This is a genomic window from Geodermatophilus sp. SYSU D00814 (assembly GCF_054050055.1).
In genome coordinates this window covers 74129-94243 of sequence record NZ_JBJGYP010000015.1, presented here as the reverse complement: position 1 = coordinate 94243, position 20115 = coordinate 74129, and the positions used below count along the sequence as shown (strand labels likewise).

The window sequence follows — 20115 nt, the reverse complement described above, 5'->3', positions numbered from 1 at the left end:
GTGGAAGCGTGACGACCGGCCCGGGGGCCTCCCCTCCGGAGGTCGGCGCGCCGCCGCAGCGCCCGCGGCTCCGGCTGCGCGGGGTCGACGTGCTGCGCGGGCTCGCCGTCGTCGGGATGCTGCTCGTCGACAACCGCGGCAACGCGGCGATCCCCGACCAGCTCGAGCACGCCGCCTGGGACGGGCTGCGCGTGGCCGACGTCGTCTTCCCCGTCTTCCTGCTGGTCGTGGGCGTGTCGGTGCCCTTCTCGCGGCGGGCCCAGCAGCCGCGGCAGGCGCTGCGCCGGGTGCTGCGGCTGGCCGCCCTCGGCTGGCTGGTGGTCGCCGCGAAGTACTGGTCGCTCACCGCCGGGGTGGGCGTGCTCGGGCACATCGCCGGCGCCTACCTGCTGTGCTGGCTGCTGCTGCGGCTGCCCCGCCCGGCGCAGGTACCCGTCGCCGCGGGGCTGCTGGCCACGTTGAGCGTCCTGACGGTCACCCTCGGCGGGGGGCCGGACCGGTCGTGGGGGCGGACCGTGGACGCCGCGATCGGGGTGTCCTTCTCCGCCGAGGCGCCGCACTCCTACCTCGGCAGCGCCGTCACCGTCTTCCTCGGCGTGCTGGCCGGGCGGGTGCTGGCCTCCGACCCGGGGCGGGCGGCCCTCACCCGGCTGGCCGCGGGCGGCACCGCGCTCGTCGTCGCCGGCCTGGCCCTCGCGCCCCCCGTCGCGCTCAACAAGCGGCTGTGGTCGCCGTCGTTCGTCCTCGTCACCGGCGGGATCGCGCTGTTCGCGCTGGCCGCGCTGCACTGGCTGGTCGACGTGCGCGGCGTCGTCCGCCCCTTCCGGCCGCTGGAGGTGCTCGGGGTCAACGCCGTCGTGGCGTTCGTGTTCTCCGAGATCGTGTTCCGGGCGGTCCTGTCGCACGCGGTCCAGCCCGCGGTCGACGACTGGGTGACCTCGGTCGCCGGCGCGGTCGTGTCCGCCTGGCTCTACCCGGTGCTCTCGATCACGGTCGTGTGGGCGCTGTGCGCCGCGCTGCTGCGCCGCGGGATCGTCGTCCGGGTCTGACCCCGCTCAGTCGCCGTCCGGCGCGGGTGGCGGGCTGCCGCCGATCGGCTCGGGCACGCTGCGCTCGAGCAGCCGGTTCGCGCTCACCAGGGTGATCCCGCGGTCGGCGATCTGCCGCAGCGCCGTCGGCAGCGCCGCCACCTCCAGCTCCCGCCGCTGCGCCAGCGCCACCGCGAAGGCCGCCTCGGGGTCGAAGGTGCCGCGGCCGATGCCGTCGTGCAGGCCCAGGACGTCGCCGGCCTGGACCGTCTGGCCCATGTAGTCCTCGATCTCGGTGACCTCCTTCTTGTCGCCGGGGCCGCGGGTGACCGACCAGATGTAGGTGTCGTAGCCGAGCTCGGCGGCGATGCGCAGCGCGTAGCCGGTGAGCTCCCCGCGCGGGGGCCGGAAGCTGGTGAACGGCTGCCCGAGCAGGGCCTCGATCTCGTCCTTGCAGCGGACCATCTCCTCCTTGGTCTGCTCCTGGGTGAGCGTGGTGAGGTCGCGGTGGGTCCAGGTGTGGTTGCCGATCTCGTGCCCCGCGGCCACCACGTCGCGCAGCACCTCGGGGTGGTGGACGCCGTTCCAGCCCATGACGTTGAACGTCGCGGTCAGCCCCGCCTCGTCCAGCGCGTCGAGGATGCGCGGGGTGTACTCCGGCGTCGGGCCGTCGTCGAAGGTGATCGCGGCGACCGGCTCGGTCACCGTGGTGTTCCAGACGACCCGGCGGGTGCCGAGCCGGGCCACCCCCTCACCCTCGTCGGCGGCGCCGGCGGCCTCGAAGAAGCGCTTCTCGGCACTCGCGGTCGCCCGGCGCCGCGCGTCGTCGTCGCCGGTGGTGACCAGCGCGGCGCCCGTCGCGCCCACCGCCAGGCCGGCCGCGCCCGCCCCGGCCCCCAGCAGGAACCCTCGCCTCGTCGTCATGGGAACGGTCTAGACCCGGTGGCGGGGCCCTGGGAAGCCGCACGTCCTCGCGCTGCCGGATCACGCCGGCGGCCGCAGGCTGTCCACGGTGCCGCACCCGCGGCGCGGGAGGAGGACCGCATGACCGACGCCGGCCGACCACTGTCCGGGAGGGTCGCCCTGGTCACCGGGGCGTCGTCGGGGATCGGCGAGGCGACGGCGGTCGCGCTCGCCCGGGCCGGTGCCGCCGTCGCGGTCGGCGCCCGCCGCGCCGACCGCCTCGCCGCGCTGGCCGAGCGGCTGCGCGGCGAGGGCGCGCGCGTGCTGGCCCTCGACCTCGACGTCACCGACGAGGCGTCCTGCCGCGACGCCGTCACGCGCACCCGGGCGGACCTCGGCGGCCTGGACGTCCTGGTGAACAACGCCGGCGTGATGCTGCTGGGCACCATCGTCGGCGCCGACGTCGAGGACTGGCGGCGGATGGTCTCGACCAACGTGCTGGGCCTGATGTACACGACGCACGCGGCGATCGACGGCATGCTGGAGCAGGGCTCCGGCGACGTCGTGAACGTCTCCAGCGTGGCCGGGCGCACCGCGCGGAGGGGCGCCGGCGTCTACAACGCCAGCAAGTGGGCGGTGAACGCGTTCAGCGAGTCGCTGCGCCAGGAGGTGACCACCCGCGGGGTGCGCGTCTCGCTGGTCGAGCCGGGGGCGGTGGCCACCGAGCTCACCGACCACATCACCCAGCCAGAGGCGAAGGCGGCCACGCAGCAGATGGTCGGCGGGATGACGCCGCTGCAGGCCGAGGACGTCGCCCGCGCGATCGTCTACGTCGTCAGCCAGCCGCGGCACGTGGCGGTCAACGAGGTCCTCGTCCGGCCCACCGACCAGGAGCGCTGAGCTCCCCGTCCGCCGCGCTACCCGGCCCCGCCGGGCCGGCGGCCCAGGGAGCCGGTGACCGCGTCGGTCCACTCCGGGGCCGCGGCGACGTCGGCGAGCCGCGGCGCGGTGAGGACGACGACGTAGCCGTCCGGGTCGGTCGCCACCAGGTCGCGGGTGAACCAGGGCGTGTCCACCGGTCCCTCGACGGAGCCGCCGGCCGCGTGCCGCCGCAGCCGCGCGGCCCGCTCGTCGAGGTCCTCCTCGCCGGCGGCGAAGCCGACCCGCGGGCCCGGCGTGGGCCGCCCGGGGACCAGCAGCAGGTCCTGGTAGCGCTGCCGGCGCAGGTGGACCAGGGAGTCCGTCCCGCCGGGGCCGGGCAGCGTGGCCAGCACGACGAACCCGAGGGCCTCATACCAGCGCGTGGTCGCCGCCAGGTCGCTCACCGGGAAGGTGACGAACGCGGGCATGGGGTAGACGTCCCGGTCCACGCCGGGGGCTGCGGTGTCGGTCATGCGCGCGAGCGAAGCGCCTGACGTGGCGTCAGGGTCAACCCCCGGTGACCTGCCCAGGCATTGGAAGCTATCCGCACGTCCGAACGGCCGAGACGTGCGGATAGCTTCCTTTGCCGCACTAGTCGGAGAAGACCTCGATCGAGGCGCCCATCTCGACCAGCCGCTCGTAGAGGTGCTCGTAGCCGCGGGCGATGATGTCCACGTTGCGCAGTACCGACGTGCCGCGCGCGGCCAGCATCGCCAGCAGGATGCACACCGCCGGGCGCAGCGCCGGCGGGCAGACCACCTCGGCGCTGCGCCAGCGGGTCGGGCCGGTCACCAGCACCCGGTGGGGGTCCATGAGCCGCACGTCGGCGCCCAGGCGGGTCAGGTCCGACAGGTGGATGGCGCGGTTGTCGTAGACCCAGTCGTGGATGAGCGTCGAGCCGGTGGCCGAGGCGGCGATGACGGCGAAGAACGGCAGGTTGTCGATGTTGAGGCCCGGGAACGGCATCGGGTGGATCTTGTCGATCGGGGCCTTGAGCTGCGAGGGGCGGATGGTGATGTCGGCCAGCCGGGTGTGGCCGTTGTCGGCCAGGTACTCCTCGGAGAGGGAGTGGCGCAGGCCCATCTCGGCCAGCACCGCCAGCTCGATCTCGAGGAACTCCACCGGCGCGCGGCGCACGGTGAGCTCCGAGCCGGTCACGATGCCGGCGGTCAGCAGGCTCATCGCCTCGACCGGGTCCTCGCTGATCGTGTAGTCGACGTCGGCGTCGAGCACCGCTCGGCCGGTCACGGTGAGCGTCGTCGTCCCGAGGCCCTCGACGCCGACGCCGAGCAGCTGCAGGTACAGGCAGAGGTCCTGGACCATGTAGTTGGAGCTGGCGTTGCGGATGACCGTGGTGCCCTCGGTGCGGGCGGCGGCCAGCAGCGCGTTCTCGGTGACGGTGTCGCCGCGCTCGGTCAGCACGATGGTGCGCCGCTCGGTCGCCGTCGGGGCGACGGTGGCCTGGTACTCGCCGGCGTGCGCCTCGATCGCCAGCCCGAAGGGCCGCAGCGCGATCATGTGCGGCTCCACGGTGCGGGTGCCCAGGTCGCAGCCACCGGCGTAGGGCAGCCGGAACTCGCGGGCCCGGTGCAGCAGCGGGCCGAGGAACATGATGATGCTGCGAGTGCGGCGGGCGGCGTCGGCGTCGATGCCGGCCAGGTCCAGCTCGTCGGGGACCTGCAGGGTCAGGTCGCGGCCGGCGGCGTCCCAGGTGGCCGAGACCCCGATGGAGCGCAGCACGTCGAGGATGCGGTCCACCTCGACGATGCGGGCGACGTTGCGCAGCGTCGTCCGGCCGCGGTTGAGCAGCGCGGCGCACAGCAGCGCCACCGCGGCGTTCTTCGACGACTTCACCGTCACGCTGCCGCGCAGCGGGGTGCCGCCGGTGACCCGCAGGTGCGTGGGGCCGGCCGGGCCCACGCTGATCAGCGCGCTCTCCAGCGCCTCGGACAGCCGGCCGAGCAGGTCCAGGGTGAGGTTCTGGCCGCCCTGCTCGATGCGGGCGACGGCGCTCTGGCTGGTGCCGAGGCGCTCGGCGAGCTGCTGCTGGGTCAGGCCGCGGTGCCGGCGGGCGTCGCGCACCAGCGCGCCGATCCGCACGGCGGCGCCGCTGGCGGGGGGCAGGGCGGACGAGGGGGCCGTCGTCTCGGCCGGGAACTCGGTCGCGGTCACGGGAGGCCACGGTATCTCGTACGTGAGATGCACCGGCGAGGCGCGCCGGGGAGGACCGGTCCGCCCGGAGCGGCAGACTGTGCCCATGGACGTCCTGGTCACCGGGGGAAGCGGTCAGCTCGGCCGGAGGGTGGTGCCCGTCCTGCAGCAGGCCGGCCACGCGGTCCGGCAGATGTCGCGGCGCGGCGCGGGGCCCGGCGGGGTGCGCGCCGACCTGGCCACCGGCCGCGACCTGCCGGCGGCCGTCCGCGGCGTCGACGTCGTCGTGCACGCGGCCAGCGACCCGCGGGGGGACCCGTGGCAGGTCGACGTCGCCGGCACCCGCCGCCTGGTGCAGGCCCTCGACCGCGCGCGCGTGCAGCACCTGGTCTACGTCTCGATCGTCGGCGTCGACCGGGTGCCCTGGAACTACTACCGGGCCAAGTTCGCCGCCGAGCAGGTGCTGCTGGCCTCCGGCCTGCCGGTGACGCTGTTGCGGATCACCCAGTTCCACCACTTCGTCGACGAGATGCTGGCCACCGCCCGCCGCGGCCCGGTGCTGCCGGTGCCGATGGGCTGGCAGGCCGCACCGGTCGACGTCGGGGAGGCGGCCGCCTTCGTGGCCGAGGTCGCCTCCGGTGCGGCGACCGGCGACGTCGTCGAGTTCGGCGGGCCGGAGGCGCTGTCGGCCGCCGAGCTCGCCCGCGCCTGGGCGGCCGCCCGCGAGCCCGGGGTCCGGGTGGTGGCCACGCCGCTGCCGGGACGGCTCTCGGCGGCCTTCCGCGAGGGCGGCGTGCTGCCCGGCCCGGGGGCCGCGCGGGGGCGCCGCACCTACGCCGAGCACCTGCGGGGCGCCTGAACCGCGGCGATCCTGCCGGACTCCGCGCCGGGCCTGCCGTCCCGGTGCGGTGTCCGGAAGTCGCCAGCGCGGCGTCGGTGCCGGTCCCTAGGTTCGGGGACGTGCCCCCAGCCCGCCCGGTCTCCCTGCCCGTCCTCACCGCCGTCACCGTCACCGTGCTGGCGTGGGCGTCGGCCTTCGTCGGCATCCGCGCGGTGGGCGCCGACCTCTCGCCCGGGGCCCTGGCGCTGGGGCGGCTGCTGGTCGGCGCGGCGGTGCTGGCGCTGCTGTCGGTGGGCCGCGGGTGGGTGGCACCGACGCCGCGCGAGTGGCGGCTGCTGGCCGTCTGCGGGGTCGGCTGGTTCGCCGTCTACAACGTGGCGCTCAACGCCGCCGAGCGGCACCTCGACGCCGGGACGACGGCGATGCTGGTCAACGTCGGGCCGATCCTCATCGCGGTCCTGGCCGGCGTCTGGCTGCAGGAGGGCTTCCCGCGCTGGCTGGTGGCCGGTCTCGCCGTCGCCTTCGCCGGGGTGCTGCTCATCGGCGTCGCCGGCCGGCAGGGCGGCGGTGACCTGCTCGGCGTGCTGCTGTGCCTGGTGGCCGCGGTGACCTACGCCGTCGGCGTGGTGGCGCAGAAGCCGGTGCTGCGCCGGCTGCCGCCGCTGCAGGTCACCGCCACCGCCTGCGCCATCGGGGCGGTGTGCTGCCTGCCGTGGGCCGGCGCGCTGGTGACCGAGCTGGCCACCGCGCCGGCGTCGTCGGTGCTGGGCACGGTCTACCTCGGGGTGGTGCCCACGGCGCTGGCGTTCAGCACCTGGGCCTACGCCCTGGCGCGCACCGAGGCCGGCCGGCTGGGCGTGACCACCTACCTGGTGCCGCCGCTGGTGGTGCTGCTGTCCTGGCTGCTGCTCGACGAGGTCCCGGCTCCGCTGGCGGTGGTCGGTGGCGTGGTGTGCCTGGCCGGCGTGGCGCTCTCGCGCCGGCGCGGGCCGGTGCGCGCCCCGGCGCCGGCCCGGCAGCCGGCCTGACCGGAGGTCCGGCCTAGAGGTAGGCGCGCGGGTCGACCGCCGGCGGCAGCTCGCCGGGCACGATCCGCCGGCCGGTGACCGCGGTCGGGATCAGCCGGAGCCAGTGCCCGTGCTCCCCGGGCGCCCAGGGCTGCAGGCCGGTGGCGGAGGTGCGGGCCACGAGGTCGGCGCGGTGCCCGGGCCCGACCTCCTCGGCGAGGCCGCGCACGAGGACGCTCCATCCGCTGCGGGTGCGCCGGTCGATCTCGTCGACCTCGAAGGTCACGTTGGCGTGGTCGGCGGCGGTCAGCTTGGTGCCGGGGGCCGTGCGGATGACCACGGTGGTGCCGTCCATGGCGTAGTTGACCGGGAAGACCAACGGGTGGTGCTCGGCGTTGACGGCCAGCCGGCCGATCTCGTGCGAGGCGAGCAGCCGGTAGCACTCGTCGACGGGGATCTCCTGCAGCGTGGTCTCGGAGCTCACCTGCCCATCGTGGCGGCGGGCGGGGGCGGCCGCGACCGGTTCAGCGGCGCCGCGGGCCGGCCCAGGGGTCGTCGGGGTCGAGGTCGTCGTCGTGGTCGTCGGAGGGGCCGTCGTCGGGGGAGCCGGCCTGCGGACCGGTGCCGGTGGTGCCGCGCCGCTGCGCCGCCGCGGCCCGGCGGGCGGCGGCCTCGAGGGCGTCGTCGCGCTCGGCGGCGCTGCGGGCGCGGGCCAGCCGCTCCTGCTCCCGCGCCTCGGCGCGCGACCGGCGGCCGCCGGGCCCCGGCTCGTCGCGGGTGCGGGTGAGCCACCACAGGGCCGGGCCGGCCAGCGCCAGGCCGATCGGCAGCACGTAGGCCGCGGCCCGCTCGGTGCCGCCCTCGCCGAGCAGCCCGACCACCCCGGCGGCGTAGAAGACCGTCATCGCGGTGCCGAACAGGCCGAGCAGGACCACCGTGGTCCCCAGCGCCTCCGACCACGGCCGCACGGCGTAGGCCAGCGCCATGAGGCCCAGCCCGCCGCCGACCAGGTACAGCACCGCGCCGGTGGTGTGCAGCGACGGGTCGGTCAGGCGGGGGAAGACCCCGACCAGCAGCACGCCGAGCGCGGCGGCGCCGAGCAGCGCCACCGCCGGGCGGGCGGCGCGCCCGCGCAGCGCCGGCAGCAGCGCCACCGCGCCGGCGCCGATGAGCGCGGCCTGCACGACGAACGAGGCGTTCATCAGGGTGGAGCCGGGCCGGGTGGGGTCGCCCAGCGCGCTGATGACCTCCGCCGAGCGCGAGTAGGGCACCTCCGAGCTCAGCTGCGCGATCGTCTCGACGACGAAGAACTGCAGGGTCAGCAGCCAGGCGAGCGCGCCCCAGGTGATCCGCTTCCTCGACACGCGTCCCATGGTCCCAGCCGCGTCGCGGCCGGCTGCGGTGTCACGGGAGGTGGGCGAGGACGGCGGCGTACTGCGCCGGGGTCAGGTAGGAGGGGTTGCTGCCGGCCGGCGCGCGCAGCACCTCGGCGTCCCGCGCGGCCGGGTCGGCCAGCAGGTCGGCGCGGGGGATCGGGTCGGGCAGCAGGGTGAGCCGGACGACCACGACCGGGCCGTCGTCACCGGTCGCCACCTCGGCGGCCAGCACGCCGGTGGCGTGCACCCCGGGGCGGTCGCGGCCGCTGAGCCACAGCAGCACCGGCTGCCCGGGCCGCACGAGGCCCAGCCGGTAGGACGGCCGCAGGCAGCGGGTCACCTCGTGCGTCTGCCCGGGGCGCCAGCCGGGGACGACGGCGTCCGGCGGCCGGGCGGTCTTGACCACCCAGCAGCCGACGCCGTCGGGCCCGAGCCGGGTCACCGGCGTCCGCGCGGGACGCACCCCGGGGTCGCCGTTCAGTCGGTCGCGGCGTGGAAGTCCGCCCCGGCCGGGTCGGCGTCGTCGGAGCCCACGGCCTGCCGCTCCTGCTCGGTGCGGTGCTGGAGTTCGTCGTCGTCGGGCCGGGGGTCGGCCTTGCCGTGCTGCTGGCGGTCCCGGGGCGCGGACTCCTCGGTGTCCATGACGTCGTCGAGGGTCGGGCGGTCGGGTGGCGTGGTCATCGCGGTACCTCCGTGGTCGGTTCTCTCCGGGAGGCCATAGCCGTCCCGTCGCCGGGGAAACGCCTCACCGCTGCTGCAGGGCGGCGGCGGGCAGCCACGCCTCGACCAGCACCGGCCCGTGCGGACCGGGGACGGCGTAGGCCACCCGGCCCTGCCAGCCCCCGGGCCGCTGCCGCCACTCGACGAGCAGGCCGGGGAGCCGGCCGGAGGCGCCCGGCGGGTCGTGCACCCAGCAGTGCCGGCCGGTGTCGTCCCGGCGCGGGGGCGGGAGGGCGCCGGCCGCCGGGGGCGGGCCGGCCGGGCGGACGCCGGAGTCGGCGGCGCGCTCGCCGAGCGACGGCCGTGACGACCCCCGGTGCATCCCGCCTGCCACCTGCGCAGTCTGGCACGCCGGTCGAACACGCGTTCGGTCGACGACGGCGCCGGACGACCGCGTGTCGGAACCGCGACACGCCGGTACCGGTGGGATCGGGGTCACACTGCACGCCGCAGTCATCCGACCGTCACACCCCGTTGTCGGCCCGGGCACCTCGTGTGCCCACCATGTGGACGTCCCCGGCGCCTCTCGAAGGGTTCTCCGTGCGCTCATCCCCTGGATCCCGGCGCGTGCTCGCGCGCCGCGCCGCCCTCGGCACCGCCGCCGCCTCCCTGGCCGTCGTGGGCCTCCCCGCGATCGCCTCGGCCGCGCCCAGCACGCCGTTCATCTCCGAGATCCACTACGACGACGCCGGTACGGACACCGGCGAGTTCGTCGAGGTCGAGTTCCCTGCCGGGACCTCGTCGGCTGGCTGGAAGCTCTTCCTCTACAACGGCAACGGTGGCGTGGTCTACGACGCCGTCTCCCGGCAGACGCTCCCGTCGGTGACCGGTCCCGCCGTGGCCGTGGTCGACTACCCGGCCTCCGCCGGTGTCCAGAACGGCTCGCCCGACGGCCTCGCGCTCGTGGGTCCCGACGGCACGGTCGCGGAGTTCCTCTCCTACGAGGGCGTCTTCACGGCCGTCGGTGGACCGGCGGACGGGATGGTCAGCACCGACATCGGGGTGTCCGAGGAGGGTGTTCCCGAGGGGCAGTCGCTGTCCCGTCGGTACGACACCGACACGCAGGCGCTGCGGTGGTTCGGCCCGGCGGCGAGCACCAGGGGTTCGGTGAACCCCACGTTCACCCCCGAGCCCCCGCCCCCGCCGGCCGGCGTCTGCGACACCACCCCGACCTCCGAGATCGGCGCCGTGCAGGGGACCGGGGCCACCACGCCGGTGAACGGGACGACGGTCACCGTCCGCGGCGTCGTCGTCGGCGACGTGCCCGGACTGTCCGGCTTCTACCTGCAGGACCCCGACGGCGACGGCGACCCCGCCACCTCCGACGGCGTGTTCGTGTTCAGCCCCGTGGCGGTGGACCTCGGCGACACCGTGGCGGTGACCGGGCGGGCCAACGAGTTCGGCGGCCAGACGCAGATCACCTCCCAGACCGACGTCGCGGTGTGCGCCGACGGCGACGAGGGCGACCTGCCGGCCGCCGTGGCGCTGGCGCTCCCGGCCACCGACGCCGAGCGGGAGCGGCTCGAGGGCATGCTCGTGGCCCCCGACGAGGACCTCGTCGTCAGCGACGTCTTCCAGCTCGTGGGCGGCGCCCAGGGCGGCTTCGGCGAGCTGCTGCTCGCGGCCGACGGCGTGCTCCTGCAGCCCACCGAGGTGGCCCGGCCGGGCACCCCGGAGGCCACCGCCGTCGCCTCCGACAACGCCCGCCGCCGGATCGTCCTCGACGACGCCTCCACCGCACGCACCGGCGTCACCAACCACCCCTACCTGACGGCGGCCGACCCGATCCGGGTCGGCGAGACCGTCGTGTTCACCGCCCCGACGGTGCTGGGCTACGGGTTCAACAACTGGCGGCTGCAGCCGGCCGACGGCACCCCCGAGGGCACGATCGGCACGCTCGGCGAGCGCCCGGAGGCGCCGGACCCGGTGGGCGGTGACGTGCAGGTGGGCGCGTTCAACGTGCTCAACTACTTCACCACCCTCACCGGGCCCGACGCCCGCGGCGCGAGCAGCCCGGCGGAGTTCGAGGAGCAGGCGGCCAAGATCGTCAGCGCCATCGAGGCGCTCGGGGCCGACGTCGTCACCCTCATGGAGATCGAGGACACCGACTCCACCGGTGCCAGCCCGGGCGACGCCGACGGCGCCCTCGCCGACCTGGTCGGCCGGCTGAACACCGCCGCCGGGTACGACAAGTGGGCCTACGTGCCGCTGCCCGAGGAGCTTTACGCCGTCGACCGCGACGTGATCCGCAGCGCGATCATCTACCAGGACGACGTCGTGCAGCCGGTCGGCGACCCGGTGGGCCTGGTCGACGAGGAGGTCTGGGACAACGCCCGCGAGCCGCAGGCGCAGACCTTCGTCAAGGACGGCGACGCGTTCACCGTCGTCGCCAACCACTTCAAGTCCAAGGGCGCGGGCGGGGCGACCGGCGACAACGTCGACGCCGGCGACGGCCAGGGTGCCTACAACGGCGACCGCACGCGGCAGGCCGCCTCGCTCGCCGCGTTCGCCGACCGGTTGCGCGCCGAGACCGGGGACGAGGACGTCGTCCTGCTCGGTGACTTCAACGCCTACAGCCAGGAGGACCCGATCGTCGCCCTCCGCGACGCCGGCTACGCCGACCTGGGCGAGGAGTTCGACCCGGGCCGCTACAGCTACGTGTTCGACGGGCTGTCCGGCTCGCTCGACCACGCGCTGGCCACCGCGGCGCTGGAGGAGAAGGTCACCGGGCTGGCGCACTGGAACATCAACGCCGTCGAGTCGTCGGCCTACCAGTACGACGGCGACCCGGCGCTCTACGAGGCCGACCCCTACCGGTCCAGCGACCACGACCCGCTGGTCCTCGGGATCGACCTGGACGAGCGCTGCAACGGGCTGGCCCCGACCATCCGCGGCACCGACGGGGACGACACGCTGCGCGGCACCACCGGCGTCGACGTGATCATGGGTCTCGGCGGCAACGACACGATCACCGGCGGCAACGCCGACGACGTGATCTGCGGCGGCGCCGGGGACGACCGGCTGTCCGGGGAGAACGGCGACGACCGGCTGCTCGGCGGCTTCGGCGCCGACACCCTCGAGGGCGGCAACGGCGACGACACGCTGGTCGGCGGTCCGGGGGAGGGCGACGTCCTGACCCAGGGCCGCGGCACCGGGAGCAGCGAGCCGGAGGGCGCGGAGTCCTAGGCGTCCGCTGGACACGCGACCGGCGCGGTCCCCTCGGGGGCCGCGCCGGTCGCGTGTCCGGAGGAGTTCAGTCGGCCGTGCGCCGCACGCCGTCGGCCAGCACGCGGGCGACGTCGCGCAGCAGCGGCTGGCCGGCCAGCTCCTCCACCGGCACCGGCAGCGGCAGCGACCAGTTGGGCCGGTCGGTGGTGCCGGGCACGTTGGGGCGGCGCCGCACGCCGAGGGCGTCGTCGAGGGTGGCCGACAGCAGCAGCGACGGCGCCCGCGCCAGCAGCTCGTGGGCCCGCTTCACCGCCGTCTCCGCCCTGGCGTTCCGCCGCAGCCCGGGCAGCTTCTCCAGCAGCGACGCCCGGCCGCGCTCGAGCTCCTCGTCGGTGCCGGTGCCGTACTCGCGCTGCTCCTCGACGTCCTCGCCGCTCCACAGGCCCGCCACGGTGGGCAGGTCGTGGGTGGTGACGGCGGCCATCGCCGCCTCCGGCCACCCGGCGGGGTCGTCCTCCTCGAACCACAGCAGCCGGTAGCTGAGGACCCCGTGGTCGGCGAGGGCCTCGCGCACGCCGTCCTCGACCGTGCCGAGGTCCTCGCCGACGACGACCGCCTGCGCCCGGTGGCTCTCCAGCGCGACGATGTCCAGCAGGTCCTCGGCCGGGTAGCGGACGTAGGCGCCGTCCGCGGCGCCGCCCTCGGCGGGCACCCACCACAGCCGGAACAGGCCCATGACGTGGTCGATGCGCAGCCCGCCGGCACCGGCCATCGTGGCGCGGATCGACTCGACGAACGGCTCGTAGTCCGCCGCGCGCAGCCGCCAGGGGACCAGCGGCGGGGAGCCCCAGTCCTGGCCCTGGGAGTTGAACGCGTCGGGGGGTGCGCCCACCGACGCGCCCTGCGCCAGCACGCCCTGCCAGGTCCACGCGTCGGCGCCGCCGCCGGCCACGCCGATCGGCAGGTCCTGGATGACGGTCATGCCCTCGGTGGCCCGCTCCAGCTGCAGCGACAGGCACCACTGCAGCCAGGCGTGGAAGGCGACGTCGCGCTCGTGCTCGGCGACGAACCGGCCGACCGCCTCGCTGCGCGGGTCGCGCAGCTCCTCGGGCCAGGTGTGCCAGTCCGGGCCGTGGGCGTCGGCCAGCGCGCACCAGGTGGCCCAGTCCTGCAGCTTCTGCCCCTGGTGCCACCACCAGTCGGGGAAGGCGGGGTCGTCGCGGCCGGTGGCGTCGAAGACCCGGCGCAGCACCTCCCGCTTGCGCGCCCAGATCGCGTCGCGGTCGATCAGGTCGCCGTCGGACAGCGCCCGGCCGGCGTCGCCGTCGACGTCGACCCGGTCGGCACCGGGAACCTCCTCGACGCGCAGGTACACCGGGTTGCGGAAGCGGCGGGTGGCCGGCAGGTAGGGGCTGGCCTCCTGCTGCGGGGTGGGGGCGACGGCGTGCAGCGGGTTGATCAGCACGAACCCGGCGCCCTGACCGGCGGCCGTCTCGCGCACGGTGCGCAGGTCGGCGAGGTCCCCGATGCCCCAGCTTCCCCGGCCCCGGGTGGCGTAGAGCTGCACCGCCCAGCCCCACGCGCGGTCGGTGGGCAGCCAGCAGCGGCCCGGCGAGACGATCAGCCGCCGCTCGGGGCCGCCCGCGGGGCGCAGCCGGTGGTAGCCCAGCGGGAAGTCCTCGGGCAGCTCGCCGTCGACGTGCCGGGTCGAGCCGTCCTCGAGGGTCACCTCGGCCTCGTCGACCTCGAGGACGTCGCCGGGGCGGGCCACGATCGGCGCCCGGTCCTCGAGGTCCTCCGGCGGCTCGCCGATCACCTCCCGGAGGCGGTCGATCGTGGCCTGGGCGACCTCGTGTTCCTCGTCGAGGGCGTCGAGCCAGGTGGCGTCGATGCCCCACCGGTCGGTGCTGGGGGTGCGTGTCACCCCCCGATCCTCACGGTGGGCCGCTCCGCGCGCAGCGCAGCGGCGACGTGGTGCCGGTCTCGTCGGCTCCCCGGGCCCCCGCAGCCCCGAGCAGGCGGAACGCCGCCGTCCGGCGGGCGCGGCCCGCCGGGCTGCGGTAGGCACGACCGGTGACCGTGATCGGCTTCCACAACTCCCACGAGCAGGTGCACCCGGCCGACCTGCTGACCGCCGTCCGCCACGCCGAGGAGGTCGGCTTCACCGCGGCCATGTGCTCCGACCACTTCGCCCCCTGGAACTCCGCCCAGGGGCACTCGGGCTTCGCCTGGTCCTGGCTCGGGGCGGCGCTGGCCACCACCGGCCTGCCCTGCGGCGTGGTCAACGCCCCCGGGCAGCGCTACCACCCCGCGATCATCGCCCAGGGCGCGGCGACGCTGGCGGCCATGTTCCCGGGCCGCTTCTGGATGGCGCTGGGCAGCGGGCAGGTGATGAACGAGCGGATCACCGGTACGCCGTGGCCGCCCAAGCGGGTCCGCGACGCGCGCCTGCGCGAGTGCGTCGACGTCATCCGCGCCCTGCTGGCCGGCGAGGAGGTCACCCACCGCGGGCTGGTCGACGTCGAGCGGGCCCGGATCTGGTCGCTGCCGGAGCAGCAGCCGGCACTCGTCGGGCCGGTGATGAGCGTGCCCACGGCGCGGCGGCACGCCGACTGGGCCGACGGGATGATCACGATCAACCAGCCGCACGACACGCTGCGCGAGCTCACCGGCGCCTACCGCGACGCCGGCGGCCGGGGGCGGCTCGTGCTGCAGGTGCACCTGTGCTGGGACCCCGACCCGGAGCGGGCGAAGGCGATCGCCTACGAGCAGTGGTACACGAACACGTTCCCGCCGCCGCTGTGCTGGGACCTCGACGGCCCCGAGGCGTTCGAGCAGGCCAGCGCCTACACCCCGCAGGAGGCGGTCGAGGGCGCGGTGCGGGTCAGCTCCGACCTCGGCCAGCACGCGGCGTGGCTGGCCGAGTACGTCGACCTCGGCTTCGACGAGATCTACCTGCACCACGTCGGCAAGGAGCAGCGGCCCTTCCTCGACGCGTTCGGCGAGCACGTGCTGCCGCAGCTCGGGGTCACCCGGCCGCAGCCCGCCGTGGCGCTGGACGGGCCGGGGGGCCCGCGCCGGCCGCGGCAGGAGCCCGAGCCCGGCCCGTCGTTCGTGCTGCCCGAGGGCCGCCCCGGCGGCTGACCCCGCCGAACGCGCACCTGCGGCCGCTCGCGTCGGCGTGTCCGCGCGTGTCACCGGCAGCAACTGACCACTCGACGTCCTGCCCGCCCGAGCCGAGGGAGCCCGCATGAGGATCACCGACACCGCCGACCTGTGGTGGAAGACGGCGGTCGTGTACTGCCTCGACGTCGAGACCTACATGGACTGGAACGGCGACGGCGTCGGCGACTTCGAGGGGCTGGCGCAGCGCATCGACCACCTGGCCGACCTCGGCGTCACCTGCCTGTGGCTGATGCCCTTCTACCCGACCGCCGAGCGCGACGACGGCTACGACATCACCGACTTCTACGGCGTCGACCCGCGGCTGGGCAGCCACGGTGACCTGGTCGAGGTCATCCGCACCGCCAACGACCGCGGCATGCGCGTGATCGCCGACCTCGTCGTCAACCACACCTCCATCCGCCACCCGTGGTTCGAGCAGGGCCGGCAGGCCCGCGACGCGCCGTTCCACGACTTCTACGTCTGGCGCGACGACGAGCCGCCGGACACCTCCGACCAGGTCGTCTTCCCCGACCAGGAGGAGTCCACCTGGACGTTCAACGAGCCGACGGGGGAGTGGTACCTGCACCGCTTCTACAAGGAGCAGCCCGACCTCGACGTCACCAACCCGCGCGTGCGCGACGAGGTCGCCAAGATCATGGGCTTCTGGCTGCAGCTGGGGCTGTCGGGCTTCCGCGTCGACGCCGTCCCGTTCTTCCTCGAGACGCAGGGCGAGGACCCAGACTTCCCCGACCCGCACGAGTACCTGCGCGACCTGCGGTCCTTCCTCGGCCGCCGCACCGGCAGCGGCGTGCTGCTCGGCGAGGTGAACCTGCCGCACGAGCAGCAGCGGGACTTCTTCGGCGGGGACGACGGCGACGAGCTGACCATGCTGTTCGACTTCGTCGGCATGCAGGCGACGTACCTGTCGCTGGCCCGCGCCGACGCCGGCCCGCTGGTGCAGGCGCTGACTGCGCGCCCGTTCGTCGACCCCGACAGCCAGTGGGCGACCTTCGTCCGCAACCACGACGAGCTGACCCTCGACAAGCTCTCCGACGACGAGCGGGCCGAGGTGTTCGCCGCGTTCGGCCCCGAGGAGCGGATGCAGGTCTACGGCCGCGGGCTGCGCCGCCGGCTGCCGCCCATGCTCGACGGCGACCCGCGCCGGGTGCGGATGGTCTACAGCCTGCTGTTCAGCCTGCCCGGCACGCCGGTGCTGTTCTACGGCGAGGAGATCGGGATGGGGGAGGACCTCGACGCCGAGGGCCGCCTCGCCGTCCGCACGCCGATGCAGTGGACGTCGGGTCCCAACGGCGGCTTCTCCACCGCCGACCCCGACCGGCTGCCCGGCCCGGTGGTCAGCGGCGGGTTCGCGCCGGAGTTCGTCAACGTCGCCGACCAGCGCCGCGACCCCGGCTCCCTGCTGTCGTTCGTGAAGCTGCTGATCCGCCGCTACCGCGAGTCGCCGGAGCTGGGCTGGGGGTCGTTCCGGGTGCTGGAGCAGCCGCACGCGGCGGTGCTGGCGCACGTCTGCGAGTGGGACGACGGCGTGATGCTCGCGGTGCACAACCTCGGCGCGGAGCCGGTCACCGTGCCGCTGACCCTCGACGGGTGCGACCCCTCCGCCGTGCTGGAGGACCTGCTGCAGGAGGGGACGACGCCGCTGGGCGAGGGCGGCGCGGTGGAGCTGGCCCTCGACGGCTACGGGTACCGCTGGCTGCGGGTGGTCGCCGCGGACAGCCGCCGCCTGCCGTGACGGCCCGGGGCAGCGCAGGCCAGCCCGGGTCCGGTCGGACGGGCCCCCTAGCCTGACGTGCGATGACCGAGCCGACCGTCCCCCCGCAGCCGCCCGTCCCGCCCGCCGGCGCCACCGCCGTCCAGCCCACCGTCCACCCGGCCGTCCAGCCGACCGGGCAACCCGCCGGCCCCGCCGTGCAGACCGCCGGCCCGGCCGTGCCCCCCGCCGCTGCCGGTGAGCCGCTGCCGGCCGGTCAGCTGGCCACCGGCCCGGTCTCCGGACGCCCACCGGCACCGCCGGCGCCCGCGCACCGCCGGCGCACCGGGCCGATGACGCGGATGGGCCCGTGGGCGCCGGTCGCGGGCGCCGCGCTGGGGCTGGTCGCCGGGCTGGTCGCGGCGCTGCTGCTGGCCGGCCGCGCCGAGGCGTTCGCCGAGGAGCTGTCGCTGGTGCTGCTGGTCGTCGGGCTGACGCTGCTCGGCGCCTCCGGCGTGCTGCTGGCCGACGAGGTGCGGCTGGTCCGCCGGGGCACGCGCGACGCCGGCGTCCGCCCGTCCTGGGTGGAGGCCACCGCGGGGCTGGTCAACGGGCTGACACCGGCGCGGCTGCTGCTGGCCGCCGCGGCGTTCGTGCTGTTCCTGGCCGCCTACACCGGCCGCTGAGGCGGGCCGCTCAGGAGACGGTGTCGGGGTCGCGCAGGGTGGCCGGGTCCAGCCGGCCCTCGACGATGTCGTCGGCGACGTCGTCGACCACCCGGCCGGTGGCGAAGGCGTGCGCGCGCAGCACGGTCAGCGTGTCGACGACGTCGAGGCCCAGCGCCACGGTGGCCACGCCGGTGGCCTGCCAGACGCGGCTGCGGCGGCGGGCGTCGGGGGAGTCCCACCAGCGGGCGCCCTCGTCGACCGGGGCGGCGCCCGAGGAGCGCACCAGCTCCTCGGTGAGCACCAGCAACGCGGCCTCGACGTCGTCGCGCGGCACGGACGTGAGCGTGTCCAGCTCGCGGGCGTAGAGGTCGACGATCACCGTCGGCCCCAGCGGCGGGGCCAGCGGCAGGGAGAACACCGCCCGGTAGGGCGTCTCGCCCAGCAGCGCGCTGTGCAGCTCGGGCCAGTTGCGGTTGATGTCCTCGATGTCGAAGACGATCGCCCGGCCGGTGTCGTGGGCGCGCAGGCACGGCCCGTCACCGGCGGTGAACTGCAGCTGCTCGGCGTGCGAGGTGGTCCGGTCACTGGCGCCGATCGGCGTCCGCAGCCCCGCGCCCTCGTGGATGCTCAGCGCCGCGCCGTCCACGCCCACCGCCTGCGCGAACGCCCGGGCCAGCCGCGAGGGCACCATCTCCGGCCCGTCCTCGCTCCCCGTCGCCGGCTCCTGCAGCGCCTCGAGGAACCGTCCTGCCGCGTCGTTGGTCGTCACCGTCTGTCGTCCTCCCTGTCCACCGCCCACCATGGTGCCCCGCCCCTCCGGGCACCACACCGGGTGGCCTCAGCCGTAGGCGTCCAGCGCCAGCACCACCGCCAGACCCAGCCCGGCGAGGCCGATCAGCCGGCGCAGCAGGGCCTGCGGCGCCCGGCGCACCACCCGCGGCCCCAGCCGGCCGCCGGCCAGGCAGCCGAGGGCCAGCGGCAGCACCGCGCTCCACGCCACGGGGGCGAGCACCACGAAGCCGACGGCGGCCACCGCGTTGGCCACGCCCAGGACCACGTTCTTGAACGCGTTGCTGCGCGGCAGCCCCTCGCCGGTGCCCAGCAGGAACAGCGCGAGCAGCAGCACCCCGGCCGCGGCACCGAAGTACCCGCCGTACACCGCGACCAGCGCCGTCCCGGCGGCCAGCCACCACGGGTCGCGCCGCCCGTGCCGGCGCATCCCCTCGGCGGCCAGCTCCCCGGGCGGGCGCTGCAGCACGATGGCCAGCGCCGCCCCGCCGATGAGCAGCGGCACCAGCCGCTCGAACGCCTCGGCCGGGGTGAGCAGCAGCAGCCCGGCACCGGCCGCGCCGCCGAGCACCCCGGCGGCCACCAGCGGCAGCAGCCGGCGGCCCTGCCCGGCCAGCTCCGGCCGCGAGGCGCTCACCGACCCGACGCTGGTGAGCACCAGGGCGACGGTGTTGGTGACGTTGGCCGTCACCGGTGGCAACCCGGTGGCCAGCAGCGCCGGGTAGCTCACCAGCGAGGCCAGGCCCGCGATGCTGCCCGACAGGCCCGCGCCCAGCCCGGCCAGCACCAGCAGGGCCCACTCGAGGACGGTCACGGGCACCGGGGCCGGAGGGCGCGCATCGGGACGAGCCTGTCACGGCCCCCGGCCCGCGCGGCTCACCGGGCGAGCAGCACGACGACCGCGACCGCGCCGAGGACGACGATCGCCGTCCGCAGCGCCGCCTGCGGCAGCCGCCGGCCGTACCGGGCGCCCAGCGGGCCGCCGGCCGCCGACCCGGCGGCGACCAGCGCCGCGGCGGCCCAGTCCACCCGGTCGGTGGCGACCAGGACGTAGGTCAGCGCCGCGACCGCGTTGACCGTCGAGCTGAGCACGTTCTTCAGCGCGTTGAGGCGCTGCAGCGGCTCGGCGAGCAGCAGGCCGAACAGGCCGACCTGCAGCACGCCCTGGCTGGCGGCGAAGTACCCGCCGTAGCTGCCGGTGGCGTAGGCGGCGGCGACCAGCCCGGCCAGCCGCGGCCCGCGCGGGACGGTGCCCGGGTCGGTGCGCCGGGCGGCGAGCCGGCGGGTCAGCAGCGGCTGGACCGCGACCAGCACGACGGCCAGCCCGACGAGTGCGGGCACCACCGCCTCGAACGCCGAGGCCGGCAGGGTCAGCAGCAGCACGGCGCCGGTGAGCGCGCCCAGCGCCGAGGCGGGCACCAGCCGCAGCAGCAGCCCGCGCTGGCCGGCCAGCTCCCGCCGGTAGCCCACCGCGCCGCCGACGCTGCCGGGGACCAGGCCGAGGCTGTTGGACACGCTCGCCGTCACCGGCGGCAGCCCGGTGGCCAGCAGCACCGGGAAGGTGACCAGCGTCCCGGACCCGACGACGGCGTTGACCGCGCCCGCGGCCAGTCCCGCCGCGGCGACCGCGACCGCCTCGAGCGGCGTCACCCGGTCACCGCCGGGCC

Annotated in this window: 20 protein-coding genes; 8 read left to right on the top strand and 12 right to left on the bottom strand. The window is 75.9% G+C overall.

Annotation, left to right across the window (positions count from 1 at the left end; all coding sequences use genetic code 11):
• Positions 1–8 precede the first annotated feature (8 nt).
• Positions 9–1049 (top strand): heparan-alpha-glucosaminide N-acetyltransferase domain-containing protein, encoded by a 1041-nt coding sequence (locus ACI780_RS13580; RefSeq protein ID WP_457003474.1) that lies wholly within the window; start codon positions 9–11, stop codon positions 1047–1049.
• 6 nt (positions 1050–1055) lie between these two features.
• Here ACI780_RS13580 and ACI780_RS13575 read toward each other — a convergent pair whose 3' ends face one another.
• Entirely contained in the window at positions 1056–1952 is an 897-nt protein-coding gene (locus ACI780_RS13575; protein ID WP_456872270.1) for a polysaccharide deacetylase family protein, read from the bottom strand.
• Positions 1953–2072: 120 nt separating this feature from the next.
• On the opposite strand from ACI780_RS13575, the gene ACI780_RS13570 reads away from it, so the two are divergent.
• Positions 2073–2831, top strand: coding sequence for an SDR family NAD(P)-dependent oxidoreductase (locus tag ACI780_RS13570; protein WP_456872271.1), 759 nt, complete (start codon positions 2073–2075; stop codon positions 2829–2831).
• A 17-nt stretch (positions 2832–2848) separates the two neighbouring features.
• Here ACI780_RS13570 and ACI780_RS13565 read toward each other — a convergent pair whose 3' ends face one another.
• Positions 2849–3325, bottom strand: a complete 477-nt coding sequence (locus ACI780_RS13565) for a VOC family protein (protein WP_457003472.1) — start codon at positions 3323–3325, stop codon at positions 2849–2851.
• A gap of 118 nt (positions 3326–3443) precedes the next feature.
• Complete coding sequence (locus ACI780_RS13560; protein WP_456872273.1) at positions 3444–5024, bottom strand: helix-turn-helix domain-containing protein; 1581 nt, start codon at positions 5022–5024, stop codon at positions 3444–3446.
• An 85-nt stretch (positions 5025–5109) separates the two neighbouring features.
• Between ACI780_RS13560 and ACI780_RS13555 the strand changes: the two genes are divergently transcribed.
• Together ACI780_RS13555 and ACI780_RS13550 are read left to right on the top strand one after the other, a co-directional pair.
• Positions 5110–5862: an SDR family oxidoreductase gene (locus ACI780_RS13555; protein ID WP_457003469.1), complete on the top strand. Its 753-nt coding sequence runs from the start codon at positions 5110–5112 to the stop codon at positions 5860–5862.
• Between the two features lie 101 nt (positions 5863–5963).
• On the top strand, positions 5964–6872 hold the full coding sequence (locus tag ACI780_RS13550) for a DMT family transporter (protein WP_457003467.1): 909 nt from the start codon (positions 5964–5966) through the stop codon (positions 6870–6872).
• Between the two features lie 13 nt (positions 6873–6885).
• Here ACI780_RS13550 and ACI780_RS13545 read toward each other — a convergent pair whose 3' ends face one another.
• From ACI780_RS13545 to ACI780_RS13525, 5 genes are all read right to left on the bottom strand, one after another.
• Entirely contained in the window at positions 6886–7335 is a 450-nt protein-coding gene (locus tag ACI780_RS13545; RefSeq protein ID WP_457003465.1) for a pyridoxamine 5'-phosphate oxidase family protein, read from the bottom strand.
• 40 nt (positions 7336–7375) lie between these two features.
• Complete coding sequence (locus tag ACI780_RS13540) at positions 7376–8224, bottom strand: DUF998 domain-containing protein (RefSeq protein WP_457003463.1); 849 nt, start codon at positions 8222–8224, stop codon at positions 7376–7378.
• A 31-nt stretch (positions 8225–8255) separates the two neighbouring features.
• Complete coding sequence (locus ACI780_RS13535; protein WP_456872277.1) at positions 8256–8669, bottom strand: hypothetical protein; 414 nt, start codon at positions 8667–8669, stop codon at positions 8256–8258.
• Between the two features lie 35 nt (positions 8670–8704).
• Positions 8705–8908: a hypothetical protein gene (locus ACI780_RS13530; protein WP_456872278.1), complete on the bottom strand. Its 204-nt coding sequence runs from the start codon at positions 8906–8908 to the stop codon at positions 8705–8707.
• A 64-nt stretch (positions 8909–8972) separates the two neighbouring features.
• Entirely contained in the window at positions 8973–9281 is a 309-nt protein-coding gene (locus tag ACI780_RS13525; protein WP_456872279.1) for a hypothetical protein, read from the bottom strand.
• A 233-nt stretch (positions 9282–9514) separates the two neighbouring features.
• Between ACI780_RS13525 and ACI780_RS13520 the strand changes: the two genes are divergently transcribed.
• Positions 9515–12133 (top strand): ExeM/NucH family extracellular endonuclease, encoded by a 2619-nt coding sequence (locus tag ACI780_RS13520; protein WP_457003460.1) that lies wholly within the window; start codon positions 9515–9517, stop codon positions 12131–12133.
• A gap of 67 nt (positions 12134–12200) precedes the next feature.
• Here the strand turns inward: ACI780_RS13520 and malQ are convergent, their stop codons facing one another.
• Positions 12201–14039 carry a 4-alpha-glucanotransferase gene (gene malQ / locus ACI780_RS13515; protein ID WP_457003458.1) on the bottom strand — a complete coding sequence of 613 codons (1839 nt, stop codon included), beginning with the start codon at positions 14037–14039 and terminating at the stop codon, positions 12201–12203.
• 149 nt (positions 14040–14188) lie between these two features.
• On the opposite strand from malQ, the gene ACI780_RS13510 reads away from it, so the two are divergent.
• From ACI780_RS13510 to ACI780_RS13500, 3 genes are all read left to right on the top strand, one after another.
• Positions 14189–15259, top strand: coding sequence for a TIGR03885 family FMN-dependent LLM class oxidoreductase (locus ACI780_RS13510; RefSeq protein WP_457003456.1), 1071 nt, complete (start codon positions 14189–14191; stop codon positions 15257–15259).
• Between the two features lie 106 nt (positions 15260–15365).
• On the top strand, positions 15366–17033 hold the full coding sequence (locus ACI780_RS13505) for an alpha-amylase family protein (protein ID WP_457003454.1): 1668 nt from the start codon (positions 15366–15368) through the stop codon (positions 17031–17033).
• Positions 17034–17095: 62 nt separating this feature from the next.
• The gene (locus tag ACI780_RS13500) at positions 17096–17677 is read left to right on the top strand and encodes a hypothetical protein (RefSeq protein WP_457003452.1); all 582 of its coding nucleotides are present in this window, start codon (positions 17096–17098) and stop codon (positions 17675–17677) included.
• Positions 17678–17687: 10 nt separating this feature from the next.
• Here the strand turns inward: ACI780_RS13500 and ACI780_RS13495 are convergent, their stop codons facing one another.
• From ACI780_RS13495 to ACI780_RS13485, 3 genes are all read right to left on the bottom strand, one after another.
• Positions 17688–18428, bottom strand: a complete 741-nt coding sequence (locus tag ACI780_RS13495) for a hypothetical protein (protein ID WP_457003450.1) — start codon at positions 18426–18428, stop codon at positions 17688–17690.
• A gap of 69 nt (positions 18429–18497) precedes the next feature.
• Complete coding sequence (locus ACI780_RS13490; RefSeq protein ID WP_457003448.1) at positions 18498–19268, bottom strand: sulfite exporter TauE/SafE family protein; 771 nt, start codon at positions 19266–19268, stop codon at positions 18498–18500.
• Between the two features lie 56 nt (positions 19269–19324).
• Entirely contained in the window at positions 19325–20098 is a 774-nt protein-coding gene (locus ACI780_RS13485; protein ID WP_457003446.1) for a sulfite exporter TauE/SafE family protein, read from the bottom strand.
• Positions 20099–20115 lie beyond the last annotated feature (17 nt).